The sequence below is a fragment of the Nocardioides acrostichi genome, from assembly GCF_015319165.1.
In the GTDB taxonomy this organism is placed as follows: domain Bacteria; phylum Actinomycetota; class Actinomycetes; order Propionibacteriales; family Nocardioidaceae; genus Nocardioides; species Nocardioides acrostichi.
In genome coordinates, this window is record NZ_JADIVZ010000009.1 from 69,941 (window position 1) to 92,132 (window position 22,192).

23 protein-coding genes and 1 tRNA gene are annotated in these 22,192 nt (G+C 71.5%); 12 read left to right on the forward strand and 12 right to left on the reverse strand.

What is annotated here, in order from left to right:
* Positions 1-55: 55 nt before the first annotated feature.
* Genes ISG29_RS15505 through ISG29_RS15545 form a run of 9 tightly spaced genes read right to left on the reverse strand, consistent with a single transcriptional unit; the run spans position 56 to position 7,555 of the window.
* Positions 56-1,042 (reverse strand): LysR family transcriptional regulator, encoded by a 987-nt coding sequence (locus ISG29_RS15505; RefSeq protein WP_194504358.1) that lies wholly within the window; start codon positions 1,040-1,042, stop codon positions 56-58.
* Between the two features lie 55 nt (positions 1,043-1,097).
* Positions 1,098-2,069 carry a 3-carboxyethylcatechol 2,3-dioxygenase gene (locus ISG29_RS15510; protein ID WP_328829429.1) on the reverse strand — a complete coding sequence of 324 codons (972 nt, stop codon included), beginning with the start codon at positions 2,067-2,069 and terminating at the stop codon, positions 1,098-1,100.
* A 3-nt stretch (positions 2,070-2,072) separates the two neighbouring features.
* On the reverse strand, positions 2,073-2,957 hold the full coding sequence (locus ISG29_RS15515) for an alpha/beta fold hydrolase (protein WP_194504359.1): 885 nt from the start codon (positions 2,955-2,957) through the stop codon (positions 2,073-2,075).
* 41 nt (positions 2,958-2,998) lie between these two features.
* Positions 2,999-4,192, reverse strand: coding sequence for an NAD(P)/FAD-dependent oxidoreductase (locus ISG29_RS15520; protein WP_194504360.1), 1,194 nt, complete (start codon positions 4,190-4,192; stop codon positions 2,999-3,001).
* Positions 4,189-4,392, reverse strand: a complete 204-nt coding sequence (locus tag ISG29_RS15525; protein ID WP_194504361.1) for a ferredoxin — start codon at positions 4,390-4,392, stop codon at positions 4,189-4,191. The genes ISG29_RS15520 and ISG29_RS15525 overlap by 4 nt, the downstream gene beginning before the upstream one ends.
* 4 nt (positions 4,393-4,396) lie before the next feature.
* Entirely contained in the window at positions 4,397-5,491 is a 1,095-nt protein-coding gene (locus tag ISG29_RS15530; RefSeq protein WP_194504362.1) for a zinc-dependent alcohol dehydrogenase, read from the reverse strand.
* Positions 5,488-5,751, reverse strand: a complete 264-nt coding sequence (locus tag ISG29_RS15535) for a hypothetical protein (RefSeq protein WP_328829432.1) — start codon at positions 5,749-5,751, stop codon at positions 5,488-5,490. Before ISG29_RS15535 ends, ISG29_RS15530 begins: the two co-directional genes overlap by 4 nt.
* Entirely contained in the window at positions 5,748-6,284 is a 537-nt protein-coding gene (locus tag ISG29_RS15540) for an aromatic-ring-hydroxylating dioxygenase subunit beta (protein WP_194504363.1), read from the reverse strand. The genes ISG29_RS15535 and ISG29_RS15540 overlap by 4 nt, the downstream gene beginning before the upstream one ends.
* Positions 6,281-7,555, reverse strand: coding sequence for an aromatic ring-hydroxylating oxygenase subunit alpha (locus tag ISG29_RS15545; RefSeq protein ID WP_194504364.1), 1,275 nt, complete (start codon positions 7,553-7,555; stop codon positions 6,281-6,283). The genes ISG29_RS15540 and ISG29_RS15545 overlap by 4 nt, the downstream gene beginning before the upstream one ends.
* 276 nt (positions 7,556-7,831) lie before the next feature.
* On the opposite strand from ISG29_RS15545, the gene ISG29_RS15550 reads away from it, so the two are divergent.
* Positions 7,832-10,663: an FAD-binding and (Fe-S)-binding domain-containing protein gene (locus ISG29_RS15550; RefSeq protein WP_407940227.1), complete on the forward strand. Its 2,832-nt coding sequence runs from the start codon at positions 7,832-7,834 to the stop codon at positions 10,661-10,663.
* On the opposite strand, the gene ISG29_RS15555 is transcribed toward ISG29_RS15550, so the two are convergent.
* On the reverse strand, positions 10,597-11,424 hold the full coding sequence (locus tag ISG29_RS15555) for an undecaprenyl-diphosphate phosphatase (protein WP_194504365.1): 828 nt from the start codon (positions 11,422-11,424) through the stop codon (positions 10,597-10,599). The genes ISG29_RS15550 and ISG29_RS15555 overlap by 67 nt on opposite strands.
* Before the next feature lie 74 nt (positions 11,425-11,498).
* Between ISG29_RS15555 and ISG29_RS15560 the strand changes: the two genes are divergently transcribed.
* The 7 genes from ISG29_RS15560 (at position 11,499) to ISG29_RS15590 (ending at position 17,343) form a co-directional block, all read left to right on the forward strand.
* Positions 11,499-12,449: an aldo/keto reductase gene (locus ISG29_RS15560; protein ID WP_194504366.1), complete on the forward strand. Its 951-nt coding sequence runs from the start codon at positions 11,499-11,501 to the stop codon at positions 12,447-12,449.
* 25 nt (positions 12,450-12,474) lie between these two features.
* Complete coding sequence (locus ISG29_RS15565; RefSeq protein ID WP_207793202.1) at positions 12,475-12,693, forward strand: DUF5703 family protein; 219 nt, start codon at positions 12,475-12,477, stop codon at positions 12,691-12,693.
* A 40-nt stretch (positions 12,694-12,733) separates the two neighbouring features.
* Positions 12,734-13,342 (forward strand): aggregation-promoting factor C-terminal-like domain-containing protein, encoded by a 609-nt coding sequence (locus ISG29_RS15570; protein ID WP_328829440.1) that lies wholly within the window; start codon positions 12,734-12,736, stop codon positions 13,340-13,342.
* A 197-nt stretch (positions 13,343-13,539) separates the two neighbouring features.
* The gene (locus tag ISG29_RS15575; protein WP_194504367.1) at positions 13,540-14,796 is read left to right on the forward strand and encodes an acyl-CoA dehydrogenase family protein; all 1,257 of its coding nucleotides are present in this window, start codon (positions 13,540-13,542) and stop codon (positions 14,794-14,796) included.
* Positions 14,797-14,834: 38 nt separating this feature from the next.
* Positions 14,835-15,458, forward strand: coding sequence for an AmiS/UreI family transporter (locus ISG29_RS15580; protein WP_194504368.1), 624 nt, complete (start codon positions 14,835-14,837; stop codon positions 15,456-15,458).
* Positions 15,459-15,478: 20 nt separating this feature from the next.
* A complete protein-coding gene (locus ISG29_RS15585; RefSeq protein ID WP_194504369.1) occupies positions 15,479-16,822 on the forward strand; it encodes an LLM class flavin-dependent oxidoreductase in 1,344 nt (447 codons plus the stop codon).
* 35 nt (positions 16,823-16,857) lie between these two features.
* Positions 16,858-17,343 (forward strand): OsmC family protein, encoded by a 486-nt coding sequence (locus ISG29_RS15590; protein WP_194504370.1) that lies wholly within the window; start codon positions 16,858-16,860, stop codon positions 17,341-17,343.
* Between the two features lie 7 nt (positions 17,344-17,350).
* Here the strand turns inward: ISG29_RS15590 and ctlX are convergent, their stop codons facing one another.
* A complete protein-coding gene (ctlX, locus tag ISG29_RS15595; RefSeq protein ID WP_194504371.1) occupies positions 17,351-18,388 on the reverse strand; it encodes a citrulline utilization hydrolase CtlX in 1,038 nt (345 codons plus the stop codon).
* Between the two features lie 112 nt (positions 18,389-18,500).
* Here ctlX and ISG29_RS15600 point away from each other — a divergent pair, with 112 nt between their 5' ends.
* A complete protein-coding gene (locus ISG29_RS15600) occupies positions 18,501-18,848 on the forward strand; it encodes a hypothetical protein (RefSeq protein ID WP_194504372.1) in 348 nt (115 codons plus the stop codon).
* A gap of 53 nt (positions 18,849-18,901) precedes the next feature.
* Here the strand turns inward: ISG29_RS15600 and ISG29_RS15605 are convergent.
* Positions 18,902-18,987, reverse strand: a tRNA-Leu gene (locus ISG29_RS15605).
* A gap of 94 nt (positions 18,988-19,081) precedes the next feature.
* On the opposite strand from ISG29_RS15605, the gene ISG29_RS15610 reads away from it, so the two are divergent.
* From ISG29_RS15610 to ISG29_RS15620, 3 genes are all read left to right on the forward strand, one after another.
* On the forward strand, positions 19,082-20,413 hold the full coding sequence (locus ISG29_RS15610) for a M20/M25/M40 family metallo-hydrolase (protein WP_194504373.1): 1,332 nt from the start codon (positions 19,082-19,084) through the stop codon (positions 20,411-20,413).
* A gap of 174 nt (positions 20,414-20,587) precedes the next feature.
* Positions 20,588-21,382 carry a helix-hairpin-helix domain-containing protein gene (locus ISG29_RS15615; RefSeq protein ID WP_194504374.1) on the forward strand — a complete coding sequence of 265 codons (795 nt, stop codon included), beginning with the start codon at positions 20,588-20,590 and terminating at the stop codon, positions 21,380-21,382.
* Positions 21,382-22,062 (forward strand): LysR family substrate-binding domain-containing protein, encoded by a 681-nt coding sequence (locus tag ISG29_RS15620; protein ID WP_194504375.1) that lies wholly within the window; start codon positions 21,382-21,384, stop codon positions 22,060-22,062. The genes ISG29_RS15615 and ISG29_RS15620 overlap by 1 nt, the downstream gene beginning before the upstream one ends.
* Positions 22,063-22,192 lie beyond the last annotated feature (130 nt).

Here is a 22,192-nt window from a genome sequence, read left to right on the forward strand (position 1 = left end):
CGCCCCTCGCCCCATGCCCCGACGAGACGTCTAGGTCGACTCCGAACGGAGCCGGCTAGGGCATCCGGGCCCCGGGGCGCAGGTGGTCTTCCCCGTCGCGTGGCAGCCAGATCTCCACGTCGCGGTCCAGCAGCTCCATCCAGCGCTGCTCACGCGCCACGGCGAGAGCGGTCGAGAGGAAGGCACGCACCTCGCGACGACTCTCGTTGGTGCGCCAGAAGATGCGCCAGGGGTAGTAGGGCTGGATGTCCTCGAGCGGCCGGAAGTCGAAGTACTCCGCCGAGGGGTAGTCCCGCATGCCCGCCATCGCCAACACCGGGGGCAGCTCGCCGGCCATCTGGCCCTGGCCGATGGCTTCGAGCATCGTGTTGTCGTGCGGCACGGGCACCAGGTGCGCCCCGGTGCTGACACTGAGCTCACGACAGAACGAGACCCAGTTGGCGAATCGCTCGCTGCCGCCTCCGGTGTAGCCCACCCGGCCCGACCGCAGGTGCACCGGGCCGGGGTCGGTCACGTTGAGCGCCAGCACGGGGTCGAGTCGGAACGGCATCGAGTTCAGGCCCGGTACCGGCGCCAGCAGGCGCCCCATACCGATGTCGAGGTGGCCCTCGGCGATGGCCTTGGTCTGCTCGCGACTGAGCATGTCGAAGAACGTGACCGGCTGCTGCGGGTGCTCCCGGCGAAACGTCGCATAGCACTGCTGCATCATCCGGCGTCCGCGGATCTCCGCCACCCGGACCGGCGAACGCTGCGTCGAGGTGGCGGCGAAGAGGTTCTCGGTGGCCATGAGCACCTGGCGGGCGTGGCCGAGCAGGCTCTCGCCCCTCTCGGTGAGCGCCACGTGGGAGCGACTCCGCTCGAACAACGGAACGGCCAGGAGACCCTCGAGCCGCCGCACGTGGGAGCTGACACCTTGCTGGGTCATGCCGAGGCGCCGAGCAGCGCCGGAGAAGCTCATCTCCTCCGCCACCATCGCGAACGTCCTCACCAGGCGGGTGTCCAGATCGCGGGTGAGCGAGTCGTCGGAGAGATCGCTCACCATGGTTCCTTCCTCCGCGGGCGTCGTCTCGGGGCGGCGCGGCCGGCTCAGCCTACGGCTAGCCATGCCTGCGAGGGCTCGGCGCCGACCCCAGTGGCGCGGCGGAGAGGATGCCGAAACCGGCAATGTACTCGCGGATCGGCCGGTAGTAGCGCGTCACGACGGAGTAGTCCCCCCCAGCCGCCTGGAGCGCCCCGAAAGCGGCCAGCCACGTGCGCACCTCGTGCGCCGAGTGACCGGCGACCCGGGTCATCTCCTCGGGGTCGTAACCGCCGATGGTGGCCAGGTCGCCGGCAGCCAGGCTCTCCAGGAACGCCTGGTCCCACGTCGGGTTGAGATCCCGGATGCTCGCGGCGCCCTGGCTGAACGCCTCCGCGGTGGCGAAGACGCGGCTCTCGCGCGCGGCCCGTGCCTGGGTCGTCGGGTGGCGTCCGGCGAGCAGGAAGGCGCGCGCCTGGTCGTCGGCGTCCGCCCACTGCGGGACGGGGGGATCGTGGGAGAGCCCACCTGAGGCCAGGTAGAGCACTCGCTCCTCGGTGGTGGCCAGATGGCGACCGACCGCGGCCCCGAAGCCGCGGATGCGCTCCATCGGAGTCAACGGCACCGCCACTCCGTTGACGAAGACCGGCACGACGGGGCGGGTCGAGAGTCCGCCGAAGAGCAGCTCCAGCGGCTGGACCGCCCCGTGGTCGACCTCCATGCCGCGCGAGATCGCGGTGTCGAAACCGGCGTCCATCACGCCTTGAGCGAGGGACTGCGCAAGCTCCGCGGGCACCGAGAGATCACCTTCGGCACTCCCGAAGTCACCGATCGCCCGCGCGGCGGTGCCGATGCAGAACGGCGGCATGATGTCGTAGAAGAAGCCGTTGTAGTGGTCCGGCGCGAAGAGCACGATCACCGTCGGGTCGAAGCGCTCGATCTCCGCGCGCAGGGTCTCGACGTGGGCGTCGAGCTCGGCGGTCACGTCGGCGGCGACCTCCACCTTGCCCAGCAGAGGTGTGTGCGACATCGCCACGGCGTAGTGGGACACGGCTCAGACCCCCCGGTGCCCGTGCAGCAGGAAGTCGAGGTGGATCCGGTCGAAGGTCTCGGTGTCCTCGTACTGCGGCCAGTGGCCGCAGTTGTCCATGACGGCGAGCCTGCCGCGGGGCAGCAACGAGGCGATCCGGGCGCCCTCGTCGACCGGGCCGGAGGGATCCTTGGTCGTCCACAGCACCAGCGCCTCGGTCTCGATGCTGCGCAGGTCGTCATCGGTGAACATGTTGCGCTTGCGGATCTCCAGGTTCTGCAGCGCCATGTTCGACTCGCAGGCCCGCAGCCAGTCGGGCTGCTCGAAGATGGCCTGGCGGGTGCGGATGAGATCGTCGGTGACCATGGCCGGGTCGGCCATCAGCCACTCCAGGCGCGCCTTGACCCGCTCCCAGCTGGGATCCTTGGCGGCCTCCATGGAGAGCGTGTAGAGGCGCTCCATCACCGCAGGGTTGGCCATGGTGCCCCCCATGGTGTTCAGGACGATCCGCTCGACTCGCTCGGGGAGCTGCTGGGCGAAACGTGCGGTGACCCAGCCCCCCACCGACTCCCCGGTCAGGTAGGCGGTGCGAGCGCCGAGGGTGTCGAGCACGTGCTCGACGTGCTCGATGTAGTGCGGGATCTCCAGCGGGTGGTCGGGCTTGTCGCTGTACCCGTGCCCGATGAGGTCGATCGCCCAGACCGAGAAGTGCTCGGCGTGGGAGGCCAGGTTGCGCACGTAGGCCTCGGCGTGACCGGTGATGCCGTGCAGCATGAGCAGCACGGGCTTGTCGTCGGAGCCGGCGTGCAGATAGCGCGTGCGGTACGGCCCTGACTGCAAGAAGCCCTGGGAGAACTCGACCTGGGCGAGATCGGACCACACGGAGGTGTAGGGGCGGGGGTCGGACATGGGGCTGCCTCTCTTCTGGGCGGGTGGTTCGGGAACGGTGGTCAGGCGGACTCGCCCGAGGCGACTGCGTCGTCGAGCACGGCGGACACGCGGGTCGGGGCGGCCAGGTGGCGCCGCATCCGTGCGAGATCCTGGGGCCGGTCGGCCATCACGGCGCCCGTCACCTGCCCGGCACGGCTGTAGACGCCGCTGAAGCACAGGGAGCCCACGTCGTGGCCGGGCAGTGGGTGGAAGGTGTCGGTGGCGGCGGGTCGCCCCAGCGTCTGCACCTTAACCTCGAACTGGTCGGTCCAGGCGTAGGGCACCTCGTCGAGCAGCCGGTGGGTGGTGCGGTCCTCGCGCCCGACGATGCTGCGTGCGGCGACCCGGGCCTGCCGCACCGCCTCGGCCCAGTGCCCGGTGCCGGTGACGTCACCGGCCCCCCAGACACGCTCGTGCGCGCGACCGTGGCGATCGACCGTCATCGGGGCCGCGTGCGGTCCCGCGAGCTCCCCGAGCCAGGCCGTCGTCGGCGCGGAGCCCACGGCCGCCAAGGCGAGATCCCCTTCCAGCGTGGTGCCGTCCGCCAACACCAGGTGCACCCCGGACTCGTCGGGAGTCGCATCGATGACCGTGGCGTGCGACCGCACCTCGACACCCCGCCGGCGCAGCAGGTCGGTGAAGACCCCCGCGACTCGCGGTCCGAGGCGGCCCAGCACGACATCGCCGTCGACGAGGAGGGTCACCCGGACGCCGGCCGAGCACAGCGTGGCCGCCACCTCGCTACCGACGAAGCCGCCACCCACGATGACCACCCGCGTGCCGGGCCGGACGAGGCCCCGCAACCCATCGGCGTCCTCGACCGTCCGCAGCACACCGGGGCCGGGCAGGTCGCGCACCCACTGCGGCGTCACGGCGTGACCGCCGGTGGCGGCGACCAGCCGGTCGAAGGCGAGGTCCGTGCCGTCGTCGCACGACACGCGACGGGCGTCGAGGTCGATCGAGCGGGCGTGCACGCCGCGCACGAACTCCACGTCGAGGCTGCGCAGCTCCTCTTCGGAGGTCAGCTGGACCGCCTCGGTCCCGACCGTGCCTGCCAGGTAGCCCTTGCTGAGCGGCGGACGGTCGTAGGGCAGGGTCTGCTCGCCGCCCAGTAGTCGGATCGCGCCGTCGAAACCGCAGGTACGCAGCTCGTGCACGGTGCGCAGTCCGGCGAGCGAGGCACCGACGACGAGGACGCCGTCTCGACCGCTCACGAGCCCGACGAGGTCATGGCGATGGCCAGCGCCGGGCACTCCGCGACGGCCTCCTCGGCCTCGGCGAGGTTCGCGTCGTCGACCTGGCCGATGACGATCGCCTTGCCTCGGTCGTCCATCTCGAACAGATCGGGGGCGATGACCGTACACAGGGCGTGGCCGGCGCACTTGTTCTCGTCGACGTGGAGCTGCTGACTCATCTGTCTACCTCCTCACCACTGCGACGTGCAGTGGGCGTTGTGCGGGATCGGGATGGGTGGCCTGTGCGAACGCGGTGTCCAGACGCTCCAGCGGCACCGACTCCGCGCAGAGGTCGGCGAGGCCGGGATCGGAGGCCAGCCACTCCAGTGCGGCGGCCACGGCCCAACTGGGCCGCGCCCAGAGACCACGGACGGTCAACTCGCGACGGATGACCTCGTCCACGGGCACGGGCGGCAGCTCGCTGGAACGCTTCAGCCCGCCCCACAAGACGGTGCCACCGACGGCCGCCAGCTCGATGCTGGCCTGGAGCGGGGTGGTGGCACCAGGCGTCATGTCGACCACGACGTCGGCACGGCCGCCCACCACGGCGGCGACCTCTCGCACGACCGCGGTGGCCGGTGCCGCCGGGTCGATGGCCACCGTGCGAGCGCCCAGGCGCGCGGCCAGGTCGAGGCGCCCCGCATCGGCGGCGGTTCCCACGATCGTCGCGCTGCTCGCGCCGAGGTGCCGCGCGGCCAGGGCCGTGGCGACGCCGTGCTGACCGCTGCCGATGACGACGACGGACTGGCCGGGCCTCAGCTCGGCTCGGTCGCGCATCCAGGACAGTCCGTTCGAGAGCGGGATGAAGAGCGTCGCCACGTCGTCGGGCACGGCGTCCGGCACGCGGTGCAGCTGGGCGTGGGGGTGCAGGTAGAGGTGGGAGGCGTAGCCGCCCCAGAGGCTCGGGGCGGTGCCGATGCCCGTGTCGCCCAGGCGCAGGCCCAGACGCGTGCACAGCCGCTGTCGCCCACTGCGACACAGATCGCACCCCAGGCAGGGCAGCGCCTCCTCGAGGACGACGCGATCACCGACCGACACACCCCAGCGGCGCAGGGCCTGCTCGCCGGCCTCGGCGACGCGCCCCACCACCTCGTGCCCGAGGACGACCGGGTACTCGTGCTGCTTGCCGCCGGTGAAGCTGGCGACGTCGCTGCCACACAACCCACAAGCGAGCACCTCCAGGAGTCCGTCGTCGGAGCCGACCTCGGGCAGATCGAGCGAACGCTCCTCGAGACGGCCCGGCCCCAACAGCGCCTGCACCACCGCCGCCCCGCTCACCGGCCGACCTCGCGCTCGGTGTGCTCGGCGTAGAGGTGACCTTGCACCGGGATGAGGCGCTCCTCCTCGGGCCACTCGCACAGACCGGCCAGCTCGAGCAGGTCCAGGTAGGTGCTCGAACCCGTCTCGAGGTCGGTGATCTTCAGCCGCACCCCGCACTGTCCGGCCTCGGTGCTGACGCGGATGTTGGCGAACTCGTTGCGCAGGACGAACGAGATGTCCGAGGGACCGCTGGTCGTCGGCCCGCCGCCGGCGCTCACAGCGGGAAGGTCAGGTTGGCCAGCGGACGGTTCGCACCCAGCAGCTGCACCTTCTTGGCCACGATCCGCGGGCTGCCGCTCTCGGTTCGCAGCCACCAGCTCACCCGCCCGGAGTACTCGGTGAGGACCTCCCGGCGCAGCTCGGTGAGTCGGAAGGACGCGGTGAAGGCGGCCTCGCTGACGCCGGGCGGCGTCCAGCTGCCCGGGTCGGCCAGCGGGCGCACCACGCCGATGAGGCGCGTCGTGTGCGACGCGGGATCCTGGGAGTGGAAGTCGCCACCGGTCAGGCGCGAGACGCGATCCAGCAGACGAGCCTTGTCGTCGTAGATGATGTTCATCGCGCCGCGCGGCTCCGGGGCGTACCAGTCATAGGGCGCCCAGTAGCGGCAGTCGTCGGTGAACAGTTCGGCCCACTCGTCGTAGCGTCGGTCGTCGAGCAGCTCGCCCTCGCGGTGCACGACATCGGCCAGAGCCTCGGTGCGGGCCTCGGTGCGGGCCTCGGTGGCCTCGACCACCACCGGTGCGGTGTTCACGCCTTCTCCTCCTGCATCAGGCTGGCCCAGTGCAGCCATTCGGCACGCTGGGGCAGCTCGTCGGTCACATGGGACTCCGCCGCGTTCTCGTCACCCTCGACGCGGTGCGCGCCGCGGTAGAGCAACAGCCACTCCTCGTCGGTGTCGAGGCCGGAGGAGACGCGACGGAACATCTCGCTGTCGTCGGGCACCCCGAACCCGGCGGCGGAGTAGAACAGCTCGTGGCTGCGCAGCCGCAACTCGTTGATGCCGCTGGGCACCCCGTCGATGGTCATCGGGGTGTACTTCACGACCGTCTCCGTGGCGCTCTTGGGCACGATCTCGCGGATGTGGACACCGATGAGCTGGAGGTTCGGGAAGATCGTGAGGTTGAAGCCCAGGTGCACCGACTCGGCGATGAGTCGGGTGCGCTCGTCGTCCGAGACCTCCTCGGCCAACTGCTCCACGATCTGCTCGGAGTCGGGGGCGAGCAGGGCCCGCTTCTCGTAGTGATCGCCCACGGACTGCCGCTGATCGAGGATCGCGTGGCCGTTGCCCAGGCTGCGCGCCTTGGCCGTCGACCGGCCGCCGAGGTAGGAGCCGGACGAGTCGTCGTGGAGCCGGCTGCCGACCACGCGGAAGAAGGAGCGGTGGGCGAAGTTCGGGTGGTAGCCGTCGCAGCCGTTCTCGAGCTGGAGCTTCCAGTTGCCGGGGTAGGTCAGCTGCTGGGTGCCGTGCGCGGCGACCAGGGGGCGGCCACCACCGGAGTCGATGAACAGGTCGAGGAACTCCTTGGCGCCGGCCAGATGGTCCTCGAGAGGCTGGACCTCGGAGTTGAAGGAGGCGAAGACGAAGTCGCGGTAGACCTCGATGCGCGGGATCGTCAGCAGGCCGAGCGTGGACTTGTCGATCTTCTCGTAGCCGTCGGGGAAGGTGACCCCGACCAACTCGCCGCTGTTCTTATAGGTCCAGCCGTGGTACTCGCAGCGGAAGAAGCGGGCGTTGCCGGTCGGCGCCTGGCACACGCTGGCGCCCCGGTGCCGGCAACGGTTCTGGACGATGGCGATGGTGCCCTCGCGGGTCCGTGAGACGACCACCGGACGGCCGGCCATCGTCGTGGTCTTGTAGTCGCCCGGGTTCGGGATCTCCGAGGCGTGGGCGACGTAGAGCCAGGTCTTGTCGAAGATCCGCTCCATCTCGGCGCTGTAGAGCTCCGGCGAGAGGTAGGCGCTCTTGCGGACCCGCGCGGCGCCCTGGTCGAGGTAGTGGTCGGGATCCGTGGCTGTCGACACTGCTGGTTCTCCTTGGACTCGAGGACGACTCGGCGACGCCCCCGGTGGTGACGGGCATCACGCGATCTCGACGCTAGGGCGCCCCGGCCCCACGGTCGAACGACAGATCCGTGGGCCTCACAACGCCGCGTGGTTAGCCGTCGGCCGGGCGCGGGCCCAGACTGCGGTGCGCAGCGTCGTCTCGAGATCAGGAGGATCTCCGTGCCCTGGTCCCTCTCCCCGCCCCTGCGAGCTCGCCGCCCTCGAGAGGGCGCCCGGAGGTCGGCAACGGGTGTGGTGAGAGCACTGCGCGCCGCGGGCGTGGAGGTCTCCGACGAGGGGCTCTCCCGCGCGCTGTACACCAGCGACGCCGGCCTGCACCGGCTCGTGCCGACTGCGATCGCGTTCCCACGCGACGGCGCCGAGGTGGCGACGGTGGTCCGGTGCTGCCTGGACACCGCGACTCCGCTCACGCCACGCGGCGCAGGCACGTCGTGTGCCGGCAACGCACTGGGCACGGGTGTGGTCCAAGACCTCTCCCGTCACCTGACCCGGATCCTCTCCATCGACCCCGACGAGGCCACGGCGCGGGTGCAGCCCGGCGTGGTGCAGGCCCACCTCCAGGCGGCGGCCCGGCCGCACGGCCTGCGCTTCGGCCCGGATCCCTCGACCAGCGACCGCTGCACCATCGGCGGCATGATCGGCAACAACGCGTGCGGCCCGCGAGCCCTGGGCTACGGCCGCACGGCCGACAACGTCGTGGCGCTGACCGCGGTGCTGGGCACCGGCGAGACGGTGCGGGTCGGGCCCGGGCTCCCGGTCACCTCCCCCACGCTGCGCGCGCTCGAACGGCTGGTCGGCGACCACCTCGCCCTCATCCGCACCGAGTTCGGCCGCTTCAGTCGTCAGGTGTCCGGCTACTCCCTGGAGCACCTCCTCCCCGAGAACGACTTCGACGTCGCGTCCTTCCTCGCCGGCACCGAGGGCACGCTCGCCGTGACGGTCGAGGCGACCGTGCGACTCGTGGAGGACAAGCCCTTCACGACCATGGTCGCCCTCGGCTACCCCTCGATGCCGGAGGCCGCCGACGACGCGCCACTGCTCGCCGAGGTCGGCGCCACCGCCGCGGAGGGCCTGGACCGGCGCATGGTCGACGTCGTCGTGCGGCGCCAGGGGCCCGGGTCGGTGCCGGCCTTGCCCGACGGCGACGCCTGGATGCTGGTGGAACTGGTCGACGACGACGAGCGGAGGCTCGCCGAGCGCGCGGCCGCGCTGCTGGAGCAGGCGCGTGCCGCCGACGGGTGGGTCGTGGAGGATCCGGTCGCGACCGCGGCACTGTGGAAGATCCGCGCCGACGGTGCCGGACTCGCCGAGACCAGCCTCGAGCGGCCGGCCTACGGTGGCTGGGAGGACGCCGCCGTCCCGCCGGCGCGGCTGGGAGAGTACCTGCGCGCCTTCGAGGATCTGCTGGCGCGACACGATCTGCACGCCCTGCCCTACGGGCACTTCGGCGAGGGCTGCGTGCACTGTCGCATCGACTTCCCGCTCGGCGTCCCGGGCGGTCGTGACGCGTACGCCGCCTTCGTCGAGGAGGCGGCTGCCCTCGTCGGGCGCTTCGGCGGCTCGATGTCCGGCGAGCACGGCGACGGGCGTGCCCGCTCGGGGCTGCTGCGCCACATGTACTCACCCGAGGCCCTGGCCCTCATGGCCCGGGTCAAGGCTCTCCTCGACCCCGAGGGGATCCTCAATCCCGGCGTCATCGTGGACCCCGAGGCCGTCGGAAGCCACCTCCGGGTGGCCCAGGCCGCCGACTCACCGCTGGCGCGCACCGAGCTCGCCTTCGTCGAGGAGGTGCACCGCTGCTCCGGCGTCGGCAAGTGCCTGACCGACGGCCCCGGCGGCGGCACGGTGATGTGTCCCTCGTACCAAGCCACCGGCGAGGAGAAGGACTCCACGCGAGGGCGCTCGCGGGTGCTCCAGGAGATGGTGAACGGCGAGCTGGTCTCGGGATGGGACAGCCCCGAGGTCTCCGAGGCCCTCGACCTGTGCCTCTCCTGCAAGGGGTGCGCACGAGACTGCCCCACGGGCGTCGACATGGCCTCCTACAAGTCGATCGTGCTCCACCGTCGCTACCGTGGTCGGCTCCGGCCACGCCAGCACTATTCGCTGGGCTGGCTGCCCGCCTGGTCGGCCCTGGTGTCCCGGCTGCGGCTCGGCCGCCTGGTCAACGCGGCGACCGGGGTCGAGCATCCGCTCCTCGCCCGGCTGATGCGGTGGTCGGCCGGCGTGGACGCCCGGAGATCGATCCCCCGACTGGCCCGCCGCTCGGCCCGGCGCAGTCTCGCGCACGTGAAGCGCGCGGAGGCCCAGCAGCGGGTCGCCGTGTGGGTCGACTCCTTCTCCGACGCCTTCGAGGACGGTCGTGCCGCACCCGTGGTGGAGCTGCTGGAGCGAGCCGGCTTCGGCGTCGAGGTCGTCGGCCGACGGGCCTGCTGCGGCCTGACCTACCTCAGCACCGGCCAACGCGGCCTCGCCCGCCGCTCGATGCTGGCGGCTCTCGACGTCCTCGAGCCCGTGGCCAGGCGGGGCGTACGGATCGTCGGGATCGAGCCCTCGTGCCTCGCGACCTGGCGCAGCGACGCCGACGAACTCATCGGCGACGACCCACGGCTGGCACGCGTCCAGGGAGCGATGTGCACCCTCGCCGAGGTGCTCGGCGACGCCCCCGCCTGGACGCCCCCCGACCTCAGCGCCGTCACCGTGGTGGCGCAGCCGCACTGTCACCACGCCTCGGTGCTGGGCTGGTCGACCGACCTCGCCGTGCTGGCACGCACCGGTGCCACGGTCCGGACCGTGGGCGGCTGCTGCGGTCTCGCCGGCAACTTCGGCGTCGAGCGCGGGCACTACGAGACCTCCGTGGCCGTCGCGGAGACGCAGTTGCTGCCGGCCGTGCGCGCCGCTGGCGAGCAGACCGTCGTGCTGGCCGACGGCTTCTCCTGCCGCATCCAGCTGCGCGAGCTGGCCCGGCGCCCGGCCCTCACCCTGGCCGAGCTGTTGCTCGCTCAGCCGGCCGCGAGCACTCCGGTGCTCACGAGCACCAAGACGGCGCCCCCGAGCAACACCCGGTAGACGACGAACGGGGTGTAGGTGCGCGTGGTGACCCAGCGCAGCAGCCAGGCGATGACGGCGTACCCGACCACGAACGAGACGACCGTGGCGAGGATCGTCGGACCCCAGCCGTACGTGTTCTCGCCGCGCGGGATCTCCTTGAGCTCGAAGAGCCCGGCACCCACGACGGCCGGGATCGCGAGCAGGAACGCGTACCGGGTAGCGGCCTCGCGCTCGTAGCCCAAGAACCGACCCATCGACAGCGTGGCGCCCGAGCGCGACACCCCCGGCACGAGCGCTGCGGCCTGTGCGAGCCCCATGAGGACGGCGTCGCGGAACGTGAGGCTCCTGGTCGTCTTGCCGGTGCTGCCCACGCGATCGGCCAAGCCGAGCACGAGGCCCAGCACGACCAGGGTGGTCCCGATGATCCACAACGAGCGGAAGTCCTGCTCGATGACGTCCTTGAGCGCGATGCCGAGCAGCACGATCGGCAGCGAGCCGACGATGATGAACCACCCGAGGCGCGCGTCGATGTGTCCGCGGTACTCGGCCTGCACCAGGGAGCGGAGCCAGGTGCTGGCGATGCGCCAGATGTCGTGGCGGAAGTAGAGCAGCACCGCGAGCTCGGTGCCGATCTGGATCACCGCCGTGAAGGCCGCCCCGGGATCGCCCCAGCCGAACAACTCGGGGTAGATGCGCAGGTGCGCGCTGCTGGAGATCGGCAGGAACTCGGTGAGTCCCTGGAGGGTGCCCAGCACGACGGCCTTGAGGAAGTCGACCACGACCCGAACCCTAGGCAACCCGCACCGGCGAGCCGGGACCGGCTCACCGCCGGCGTCCACTAAGTTCAGGAGCCATGCAGCAGCGATCCCTCGGCGGCACCGGCCTGCGGGTCTCCCGCCTCGGCCTGGGCACGATGACGTGGGGCCGCGACACCGACGAGCACGAGGCCCGCGACCAGCTCACGGCCTTCGTCGACGCGGGCGGCACCCTGCTGGACACGGCCGCGGCCTACGCCGAAGGGCGCTCCGAGGAGTTGGTCGGCCGGCTGCTCGGCGACGTCGTGGCCCGCCAGGAGGTCGTGGTGGCCACCAAGGCGGGTCTGGGCCCGCGGGCGGGCCGGATGCACGTCGACACCTCGCGGGGTGCCATGCTGCGCACCCTCGACGCCTCGCTGAAGCGCCTCGGCGTCGACGACGTCGACCTGTGGCAGGTGCACACCTCCGACCCCTCGACCCCGGTCGAGGAGACGCTCTCGGCACTCGAGATCGCCGTCACGAGCGGTCGGGCCGCGCACATCGGCATCTCGAACTACACCGGCTGGCAGACCGCGCAGGCCGCCACCTGGCAGCGCGCGCTACCCGGCCGGGTGCCGCTTGCCTCCACCCAGGTCGAGTACTCCCTGGTCAACCGCAGCATCGAGCACGAGACCCTGCCCGCCGCCGAGGCCATGGATCTCGGCGTGCTGGCCTGGTCACCGCTCGGGCGCGGCGTGCTCACCGGCAAGTACCGCACCGGCACGCCGTCGGACTCCCGGGCCGCCGACAGCCAGTTCGCGCGCTTCCTGGCGCCCTACCTCGACGACGACCGCGTCGTCGCCGTAGTCGAGGCCGTGGCGCGCGCCGCCGACGGGCTGGGGCTCACACCCGCGCAGGTGGCGCTGACCTGGGTCCGTGACCGTCCCGGCGTCACAGCACCTATCGTGGGCGCACGCACCGCGGCCCAGTTGGAGGCGGCTCTCAGTGTCGAGGGCCTCAACCTCCCCCGCGAGATCGTCGAGGCGCTGGACGACGTCAGCGCCGACTGACAGCCTCCGACCAGCAGGAGAGACGATGAGCCGAACGGATCGCCGTCCACCCGGCCGCGGCGTGGAGTGGGAGTTCGACAAGGTCTCGTTCTCGCGCGAGTTCTCCCGCAACGTGGTGACCAAACTGCTCGTCGACCGGGCCGAGCACGGCGGCTGGGAGCTCGACCGGGTGCGCATCACCGCCGACGGAACCCGCCGGGTCGTCCTGCGCCGCAAGATCATCCGCGCCGTCCGCACCGCCTGAAGGTGTCCCGCATCCGGGGTCTTCACGTACTCTCCCGCGCGTGGGGAGGACCGTCGCGCTGCTAACCGTCGCGCTGCTGACCGCCGGGTGCGGCACGGCCGAGCAGACGGCGTCCGACGCGCCCTCCAGCCCGGTGAGCACGTCGGCCCCGACGCCGACCCGGACCCCGTCGTCCACTCCGGCGAAGAAGCCGGTCACCCAGAAGACGAAGCCCCCGGTCGAGCGCACCGGCGCCGCCGCCCGCGTGCCCCGCCGCGTGATCATGGAGCAACTGCGCGACCGCGCCGAGCGCATCGCGGCGACCCTGCCGAGTGCGTCCCCCGAGGTACTGCCCACCGACATCGACCCCGACTCCAACCGCGGGCTGGGCTACCACCTGATGCTCCAGTTCGGGTTCGCGCCCGACCAGTGGCCCTCCCTCGACGCGCTGTGGCAGCGTGAGTCGGGGTGGAACCAGCTCGCGGAGAACGCCTCCTCCGGTGCCTACGGCATCCCGCAATCGCTGCCGGGCTCGAAGATGGCCGTCATCGCTCCCGACTGGCGCACCAACCCGGAGACCCAGATCACCTGGGGGCTGGCCTACATCGCCGCCCGATACGGCAACCCCGACGGCGCCTGGGCGCACTCCCAGCGCGTCGGCTGGTACTGAGCCCGACTCTCAGCCCGACTCCCAGCTCGACTCCGAGCCCGACTCTGAGCGCAGATCGGCTCCCCTGACGCCCGCCGGTCGGCCCGGGCGAGGAGTCCGCTTCGTAAGACACGGCGTCGTTCGCGACCCCATTGTCTAGTGTCTTGGTCGACTTACTGTACAAAAGTGGTTGCCACCATTCGTCGAGAGGAATCCCCATGACCACCTTGTCCGAGACCACCTCGTCCGAGACCACCTCGTCCCAGGCCGTCGCGACGACCACGCCCGTGTTCCCGCGCTCCCCCGAACTCGCCGCGCTGCTCGACCGCCTCCGCGAGGGTGCGTCACGTCGCGAGCAGGACCGCGAGGCTCCCTTCGAGGCCATCGAGTGGGTCAAGAGGGCCGGGCTGGGGCGCCTGCGCGTCCCCGTCGCCGAGGGTGGGGCGGGCGCGACGATCCCCGAGCTGTTCTCCACGCTCATCGAGCTGGCCCAGGCCGACTCCAACGTCGCGCACATCCTGCGCACCCACTTCTGGTTCGTCGAGCAGCAGCTCATCGCCACCGACCCCTCGGCCCGCGCGCGGGGCCTGGCGATCGTGGCCGCCGACGAGCTGGTCGGCAACGGGTTCAGCGAGCAGACCGCCACCCCGGTCGGACTGCACTTCGAGACCGCGCTGACGCCCGACCCGGAGGGCGGCTACCGCCTCAACGGCAAGAAGTTCTACTCCACCGGCACCCTCTACTCCGACCACACCCAGATCTGGGCCGCCGCGCCCGGCGGACGCATCGCCGGCGCCGTGATCCCGATCAACCGCCGCGGCGTCACCGTCGAGGACGACTGGGACGGCTTCGGCCAGCGGCTGACGGGCACCGGCACCACGCGTCTCGACGACGTGCACGTGGCCGAGCACGAGGTCTTCGACCTCGGCGACCCCGACCACCAGGACGCGCCGTCGTACTTCGGCGCCTTCCTCCAGCTCTTCCTCCAGGCCGTGACCGCCGGCGTGCTGCGCAGCGTGGCCGACGACGCCGTACGCCTGGTCCGCAGTCGCAAGCGCAGCTTCAGCCACGCCCGCGACCCCCAGGTGCCCGCGCAGGATGCCCAGGTGCTGCAGGTGGTGGGACAGATCTCCGCCGACGCCTTCGCCGCCGAGGCCATCGTCCTGGCCGCGGCGCAGCGCATCCAGGAGGCCTTCGACTCCGTCGTCGACGGCGTGCCGGACGCCGCCGCCTGCGACGCCGCCCAGCTCGCCGCCGCCCAGGCCAAGGTCGCCATCGACGGCTTCTCCTATGCCACCGCTGCCCGTCTCTTCGACGTCGGCGGCGCCTCGGCCACGCAGTCGGTGCACAACCTGGACCGTCACTGGCGCAACGTGCGCACCATCTCCACCCACAACCCGACCTTCCTCAAGGCCTCGGCCGTCGGCGACCACGAGGTCAACGGCACCGCCTTCCCGGCCAACGCCTACTTCTGATCCCGCCTCGAGCCCTTCTCCCTCGCAAAGGAACCGCCATGTCATCGGTCGGAGTTCTCTTCGTCGGCGCCGCCCTGCTCGTCAACGGGCTGCTGCTGCTGGGTCACGTCGACCCCCGCAGCGCCGGGGTCTTCAACCTCTTCGTCGGCGGTCTGCAGACCGCCATCCCCGCCTACCTCCTGGCCACCGCCCAGACCCCGGACGAGATCCTCGGGGCCGCCGGGATCTTCCTGTTCGGCTTCACCTACCTCTACGTCGGCATCGGCAACCTCGCCGGTGTCCCCGGCACCGGCCTGGGCTGGTACTCGGCGTGGGTCGCACTGTTGGCGGTCGGCTTCGCCGTGGTCAACGTAGTGCGCTTCGACGACCCCTCCACGGCCCTGCTGTGGGCGCAGTGGTCGGTGTTGTGGACCATGTTCTTCGTCGTCCTCGGCCTGGGCCGCGAGCGGTGGACCGAGGTGACCGGCTGGCTGACCCTCGTCTTGTCGTTCACCACGTGCACCGTGCCGGGCTTCGTGATGCTGCTCGGCCTCTGGGGCGACGTCTCGCCCCTGGTCGTGCTCGGCTCGATCGTGGCCACCGCCGCCCTGCTCGTCGTCCCACTGCGCCGGATCCCGCGGCCCGCCCTGGTGGGCGAGCCCGTCGCGGTCCCGGCCGCCTGACCCCCCGCTCGGAGAGCACCATGCCTCGACAGATCCACCTCGGTGGTTTCCAGATCGCCTCGCACGTGACCCACTCCCACGCCGCGTGGCGCCACCCCGGCTCCTCGCCGGCGTTCTTGGAACCGGACTACTACCACCGCATCGGGCGCACGCTCGAGCGCGGCACGTTCGACTTCGTCTTCTTCGCCGACCTGCTCGCCGTGCCGACCAACTACGGCGGCGACGAGACCGAGGCGCTACGCCGCGGCACCCAGGCCAGCGCCACGCTCGACCCCTCGCTGGTGGCCAGCAGCATCGCCGCCGTCACGCGCCACCTCGGCGTCGCCGTCACCAAGTCCACGACGTACTTCCACCCCTTCGAGGTGGCGCGCCTGTTCGCTTCCCTGGACCACCTCAGCGGCGGGCGGGCGGGCTGGAACATCGTCACCTCGCTCAGCAGCGCCGAGGCGCGCAACTTCGGGCTCGAGTCGGCGCTCGACCACGACCTGCGCTACGACCGCGCACAGGAGTTCCTCGAGGCCGCGGCGGCGCTGTGGGACAGCTGGGAGGAGGGCGCCCTGGTGCAGGACAAGGCCACCGGGGTCTTCGCCGACCCGACGAAGGTGCACCGGGTCGACCACGACGGGCTGTTCTACAAGACCCGCGGCCCCCTCACGACACCTCGCTCGCCGCAAGGGCGCCCCGTCCTGATCCAGGCCGGCTCCTCGGCCAAGGGCAAGGACTTCGCCGCCCGCTGGGCCGACGCCATCTTCGAGATCGACCCGACCCCCGAGGGTCGACGCGCCTACTACGACGACGTCAAAGCCCGCGCCGACGACGCCGGCCGCGACCCCGACAGCCTCAAGATCCTCCCGTCCTTCATCCCCTTCGTGGCCGAGACCGCCTCGATCGCGCGCGAGAAGCAGGCGTTCCACAACGAACTGGCCGACCCGATCTCGGGACTCATGACGCTCTCGGTGCACACCGACCACGACTTCTCCACCTACGACCTCGACGCACCGGTCCAGCGCGTCGAGGTGGCGGGCACCCAGGGACTCTTCAACGTGGCCCGTCGTCTCAGCGAACGCGACGAGCTGACCCTGCGCGACATCGGCCGGCTCTACGCGCAGGGGGTGCTGCTCCCCCAGCTCGTGGGCACCGCGGTCGACGTCGCCGACCAGATCGAGGAGATGGTCGACGGCGGCGAGGCCGACGGGTTCATCCTCTCCGCCGCCCAGAGTCCCGGCACCTTCGACGACTTCGTCGACCAGGTCGTGCCCGAGCTACGCCGGCGTGGCCTCTTCCGCGAGGCCTACACCGGGTCGACGCTGCGCGAGCACCTCGGTCTCACCGGCTCGCCGTCGCGCTCCCGTGTGAGCGTGTGAGCCCTCTCCCGCCACCGACCCCACCATCCCCACTCATGACTCCCACCAGGAAGGCCATCACCATGTCCACCGTCCCCTTCGTCGTCGAGAGCCGCGGCGCCGGTGTCGCCCAAGACGTCACCGTCGGCGGCGAGCACGCCCACCGCTTCGCCGCCGACACCTACCCCGCCTTCGGCGGTGCCGACGCCGCACCGAGCCCGCTGGCCTACACGCTCGGTGCCCTCACCTCCTGCAACCAGATCAGCGCCCAGCTGGTCGCCAAGGATCTCGGCATCCGGCTCGGCGACTTCACCTTCCGCGCCCAGGGCGACCTCGACCCATCGGTCTTCGTCACCGGCGCCGAGGGCAACGCGAACTTCGACACCGTCGAGGTCACCGCCCAGGTCGAGACCGACGCCGAAGGCGAGGCGTTCGACCACTTCGTCGCCGAGCTCGAGCGACGCTGCCCCGTCACCCAGCTGTTCCGCCGCAGCGGCATCGCCTACTCCTCGCGCTGGGAGGCGCGCCCGCTGCCGGCCTGAGCGCAGCTCAGCTCACGAAGCGACCGTCGTTGGTGCGCGGAGCGTCCTCGTTGATGGCGCGGACGGCGTCAGAGAGACGGGAGGCGTCGATCGGCCGGCGGTGGTCGAGATGAACGCCGGCGATCATGCAGCGCACCGAGCCCCCCGCCAGCTCGATGGTCGGGATGTCGACGGAGACGATCTCGGCGGACCGCTCGATCAGCTCGACCTGCTCGGGCGTCAGGCTGCGCCGCGCTCGCGCGGACATCGCCAAGACCAGATGTCGCGGGTCGACCGCCCGTTGCTCCTCGGTGCGGGGTCGGTGCAGCTCGACGGCGTTCCCCGCGAACTCGCGCACCTGGGTCTCGGTGAGCTCGATGACCGTGCGCCCGTTGACCGTGAGCCGCTCGCGTACCTGCTCGCGCCGGATCGGGTCGGGGATCATGTCGAGGGCGAAGAGCGCCACGTCGGTGCCGATGCAGGCCATCACGTTGGTGTGGTAGACCGGCACGCCGGTGGAGTCGACGGCGTCGAAGGCCATCGGCTCGTAGTTGAAGTCGGTGCAGAACCGCTCCAGCACATGGCTGTCGGCTCGGTGGCTGCGCGCCATGTAGGCCACCCTCGAGACGTTGTCGAGCACCATCGCACCGGTGCCCTCGAGGAAGATGCCGTCGGCCTCGAGACCGGAGTAGTCGACGATCGTCTGCACCCGGAAGGTCGACTTCAGCATCTCCAGCACGTCGGCGCGACGCTCGTGACGCCGGTTCGAGGCGTACATCGGGAACACCGCGACACTGCCGCCGGCGTGGGTGGAGATCCAGTTGTTCGGGAAGACGCTGTCGGGACGCGTGTGGTCGGCGTCGGAGAACACGTGGACGCCGATGCCCTGCGCGCGCAGGGCCTCGGCGACGGCGTCCATCTCGGCGAGTGCGCGCGCCGAGACCTCCTGCGGCGACTCGCCGTCGGCCATCGAGGTCTGGAAGGCGTTGTCGGCCGCGGTGGCGGGGTTCGGGAGGAACCTCTCGGCGCGGACGAGGATGACGGAGGTAGGGGCCTGGGCACTCACGCAGGGAGGCTAATGCCGCGGGCGTGGACGGGCGAAAGTACGGCGCCTGCGTGTTCCGACCGGGCTCATCGTCGACCGGAGGGGTGATCGGTCGTCTGCTTGGCTGGCCGCCATGTCGTACCGACAACTGTGGTCAGAGGCTCCCCTTCTGATCAAGGTCTTGGTGCCCGTCGTGCTGGCCGCCTGGGTGGTGCTCGCGCTGTCGCTCGTCCTGGCGCCCAGCCCCTGGCTCATGGTGTGGTTCCCGGCCACCCTGGCCCTCTACGGGCTGACGATGGCTCTGGATCTCCAGGGGAGCGCCCGCGCCATGTCCGCCGCGCTGAAGCGAGCCCGCCCGATGGGCGTGGACTACTCGGGATCGTTCATCTCCAGCGTGTGGTACGCGCGCGTCGTCGGGGCCGGCGTGGCCGCCGTGGCCGTGGTGATGGCCGTGATGATGTTCGTCGACCCGCCCGGCTGAGCCACCCAACACGAAACCCCTCGCCGAGCCTTCGGCGAGGGGTTTCTCTTCTGTGTCCGAGGGGGGACTTGAACCCCCATGCCCTAGTACGGGCACTAGCACCTCAAGCTAGCGCGTCTGCCAATTCCGCCACCCGGACGAGTGCGTGGGAACACTAGCAAAGCAGCGCCCGGTTGGCTGAATCGGCCCGACGGTGGGTGGGGGCCGGGCGAGGGGTTTGCCATGCTGGACCCATGGCAGCCGACGACACCACGCCCCAGACCGGCTACGACCCGGCCACCGAGGTGGTCGACCTGTGCCGCGAGCTGATCCGCATCGACACCTCCAACTACGGCGAGGACGACGGCCCGGGCGAGCGCAAGGCGGCCGAGTACGTCGCCGGACTGCTCGACGAGGTCGGGCTGGAGCCCGAGCTGTTCGAGGACTCCCCCGGGCGCACCAACGTGATCGCGCACTGGGGCGGCACCGAGGGCGAGCCGCTGCTCCTGCACGGCCACCTCGATGTCGTGCCCGCGGCGGCCGAGGACTGGCAGATGGATCCGTTCTCGGGCGAGGTGCAAGACGGCTACGTGTGGGGCCGCGGAGCGGTCGACATGAAGGACTTCGACGCCATGCTGCTCAGCGTCGTGCGTGCTCGCGCCCGGGCGGGGGTCGTGCCGAAGCGGCCACTCGTGCTCTGCTTCACCGCCGACGAGGAGGCCGGCGGTCACCACGGCGCCGAGCAGCTGGTGCAACACCATGCCGAGCATCTCGAGCACTGCACCGCCGCCATCGGCGAGGTCGGCGGCTTCTCGACCACCGTGCGCGGCCAGCGCGTCTACCTCATCGAGGCCGCCGAGAAGGGCATGGCCTGGATGCGCCTCACCGCCCGCGGGCGCGCCGGGCACGGCTCGATGATCAACGACGACAACGCGATCAGCCGACTCTCCGCTGCCGTCGCCCGCATCGGCGCCTACCAGTGGCCGGTGCGCCTGACGCCCACGATGGAGGTGCTGCTGGCCACCGTCGGCGACCTCGCCGGCGTCGAGGCCACGCCCGAGAACGCACCGGCGCTGATCGAGGAGTTCGGCGGTGCGGCCCGCATGCTGGGGGCCGTCATCTCCAACACCACCAACCCGACGATGCTCGGCGGCGGCTACAAGGTGAACGTCATCCCGACCGAGGCCACCGCGCACGTCGACGGGCGATTCCTCCCGGGCTTCGAGGACGAGTTCTTCACCACCCTCGCCGAGCTCACCGGCGAGGGCGTCGACATCGACTTCGTCTCCCACCAGCAGCCGTGGGAGACCCCGTACGACGCCGAGGACGGCGGCCTGGTGACCGCCATGAACCGCTCGCTGCTCGCCGAGGATCCGGACGCCGTCGTGGCGCCGTACCTGATGAGCGGCGGCACCGACGCCAAGCACTTCCGCAAGCTCGGCATGGCCTCCTACGGCTTCGCGCCGCTGCGCCTGCCCGCCGACCTCGACTTCACCGCGCTGTTCCACGGGGTCGACGAGCGGGTGCCCGTGGACGCTCTCGAGTTCGGGGCCCGCGTCTTCGACCGGTTCCTCGACGAGGTCTGAACAGCCTTCTCACCCGCCAGATCGTCGAGGGCGACGACGAGAAGGATCCCGCCGTGCTCGCCGACATGCCCGCCGACATGCCCGTCGCCATGCACACCGACCGCGACCGCGTGCGCGTGCAGATCTCCCAGGACTGATCGCTCCCGCGGCGCGAGGGTCGGCGAGAATGGGGCGGTGATGATCAGGCCGGCCGAGCTCGCGGCCATCAAGGAGGGCACCATCGACCTGGCGTTCCGGCGGTGGGACCGCCCGCGCGTCAAGGTCGGCACCCGGCTGCGCACCTCGGTGGGGGTCGTCGAGGTCACCTTGGTCGAGCAGGTGGCACCCTCGACACTCCGGGCGGACGACGCCCGACGGGCCGGCGCGTCGAGCCTGGCCGATTTGCGCGACAACCTGGCCGCCCGGGCCGACCGTCCGGTCTTCAAGGTCGGCCTCCGCTTCGGCGGAGCCGACCCGCGTGAGGCCCTGCGCGAGACCGTGCCCGACGCCGCCGAGATCGAGAGCATCCTGACGGGACTCGACCGGCTCGATCGGGCGGCGTCCGCGCCGTGGACACGGACCACCCTGCGCATCATCGACGCGAACCCCGGTCGCCGGGCCCCCGAGCTCGCCGCCGAGCTCGGGCGCGACACCCAGCCGTTCAAGACCGACGTGCGCAAGCTCAAGGAGCGCGGGCTCACCGAGTCCCTCGCCATCGGCTACCGGCTCTCGCCGCGCGGCGAGGCCGTCGTCGATCACGGTGGCCCGCGCCGCGAGCGGGCGCCGCGGCCCGCAGGCCACCCGCTCCCCCGCACCATCGGAGCGCCCGCCACCCGGGCGTTGCGCGCCGAGGGCATCGAGACCCTCGAGGCCCTCGACGGGTGGACGAACGCCCGTCTGGCCGCCCTGCACGGCGTCGGCCCCATCGCGCTCGAGCGGCTCACGACCGCGCGTGCCCAGGCCGGCCTGCCGCCCCTCGAGGATGCCTGATGGCTGCCCAGCGTCGGACCCACCCGCGCCCCGAGTCGCGAGCGGCGCCCCGCGCGGCACCCCGGGTCGAGCCCCGCGCGGACCCGTTCGCGGACCTGCCGGACGGGGCGTTCCGACTCGGGTTCGTCACCGGTGCGACGCCGGACAAGTGGGCCGACGCCTACCGGCGCCGCACCCGGCGCGAGCTGGAGCTGGTGCCGGTCGCCGAGGACGACCAGGAGTCCGGCGTCCGCGACGGGTCGCTCGACATGGCCTTGATGCGGCTGCCGATCGACCGCACCGGCCTGCACTGCATCCCGCTGTACGAGGAGCGGCCGGTCGTCGTGACGAGCACCGAGCACGTCGTCACCGCGGTCGACGAGGTGAGCACCGCCGAGCTCGCCGACGAGCAGTTGGTGCTGCCCGAGCGCTCCGGGTGGCGCCCCGACGTCGACCAGCTCGCCTGGCCGCCGATGAGCGAGCACGACGCGATCCTGACCGCGGCGACCGGCGTCGGCGTCGCGATCGTGCCCATGGCCGTCGCGAGGCTCTTCGGTTCTCGCGACGTCGCCTACCGCCCGGTCACCGACCTGCCCGGCACCACCGTGGGGCTCTGCTGGCTGATCGACAACGACGACCCCCGCGTGCAGGTGTTCATCGGCGTCGTGCGCGGCCGCAGCCGGAACTCCTCCCGCGACTGACACCAGCCGCACGGTGGTTGAGCCGTGAGGAGCGCCAGCGACGAGCGCGTCGAAACCCGGCGACCCGTCGGGGGACGTCCCCGGCCTGGCTGCAGGGGTTTCGACACGCCTGCGCCTCCGGCATCCGGCG

Excerpts from the sequence above, each read along its gene's own strand:
- ISG29_RS15515 (WP_194504359.1), bottom strand. The coding sequence starts at position 2,957 with ATGTCCGACCCCCGCCCCTACACCTCCGTGTGGTCCGATCTCGCCCAG.
- ISG29_RS15525 (WP_194504361.1), bottom strand. The coding sequence starts at position 4,392 with ATGAGTCAGCAGCTCCACGTCGACGAGAACAAGTGCGCCGGCCACGCC.
- ISG29_RS15590 (WP_194504370.1), top strand. The coding sequence starts at position 16,858 with ATGACTCCCACCAGGAAGGCCATCACCATGTCCACCGTCCCCTTCGTC.
- ISG29_RS15560 (WP_194504366.1), top strand. The coding sequence starts at position 11,499 with ATGCAGCAGCGATCCCTCGGCGGCACCGGCCTGCGGGTCTCCCGCCTC.
- ISG29_RS15585 (WP_194504369.1), top strand. The coding sequence starts at position 15,479 with ATGCCTCGACAGATCCACCTCGGTGGTTTCCAGATCGCCTCGCACGTG.
- ISG29_RS15580 (WP_194504368.1), top strand. The coding sequence starts at position 14,835 with ATGTCATCGGTCGGAGTTCTCTTCGTCGGCGCCGCCCTGCTCGTCAAC.
- ISG29_RS15600 (WP_194504372.1), top strand. The coding sequence starts at position 18,501 with ATGTCGTACCGACAACTGTGGTCAGAGGCTCCCCTTCTGATCAAGGTC.
- ISG29_RS15620 (WP_194504375.1), top strand. The coding sequence starts at position 21,382 with ATGGCTGCCCAGCGTCGGACCCACCCGCGCCCCGAGTCGCGAGCGGCG.
- ISG29_RS15565 (WP_207793202.1), top strand. The coding sequence starts at position 12,475 with ATGAGCCGAACGGATCGCCGTCCACCCGGCCGCGGCGTGGAGTGGGAG.
- ISG29_RS15575 (WP_194504367.1), top strand. The coding sequence starts at position 13,540 with ATGACCACCTTGTCCGAGACCACCTCGTCCGAGACCACCTCGTCCCAG.
- ISG29_RS15610 (WP_194504373.1), top strand. The coding sequence starts at position 19,082 with ATGGCAGCCGACGACACCACGCCCCAGACCGGCTACGACCCGGCCACC.
- ISG29_RS15505 (WP_194504358.1), bottom strand. The coding sequence starts at position 1,042 with ATGGTGAGCGATCTCTCCGACGACTCGCTCACCCGCGATCTGGACACC.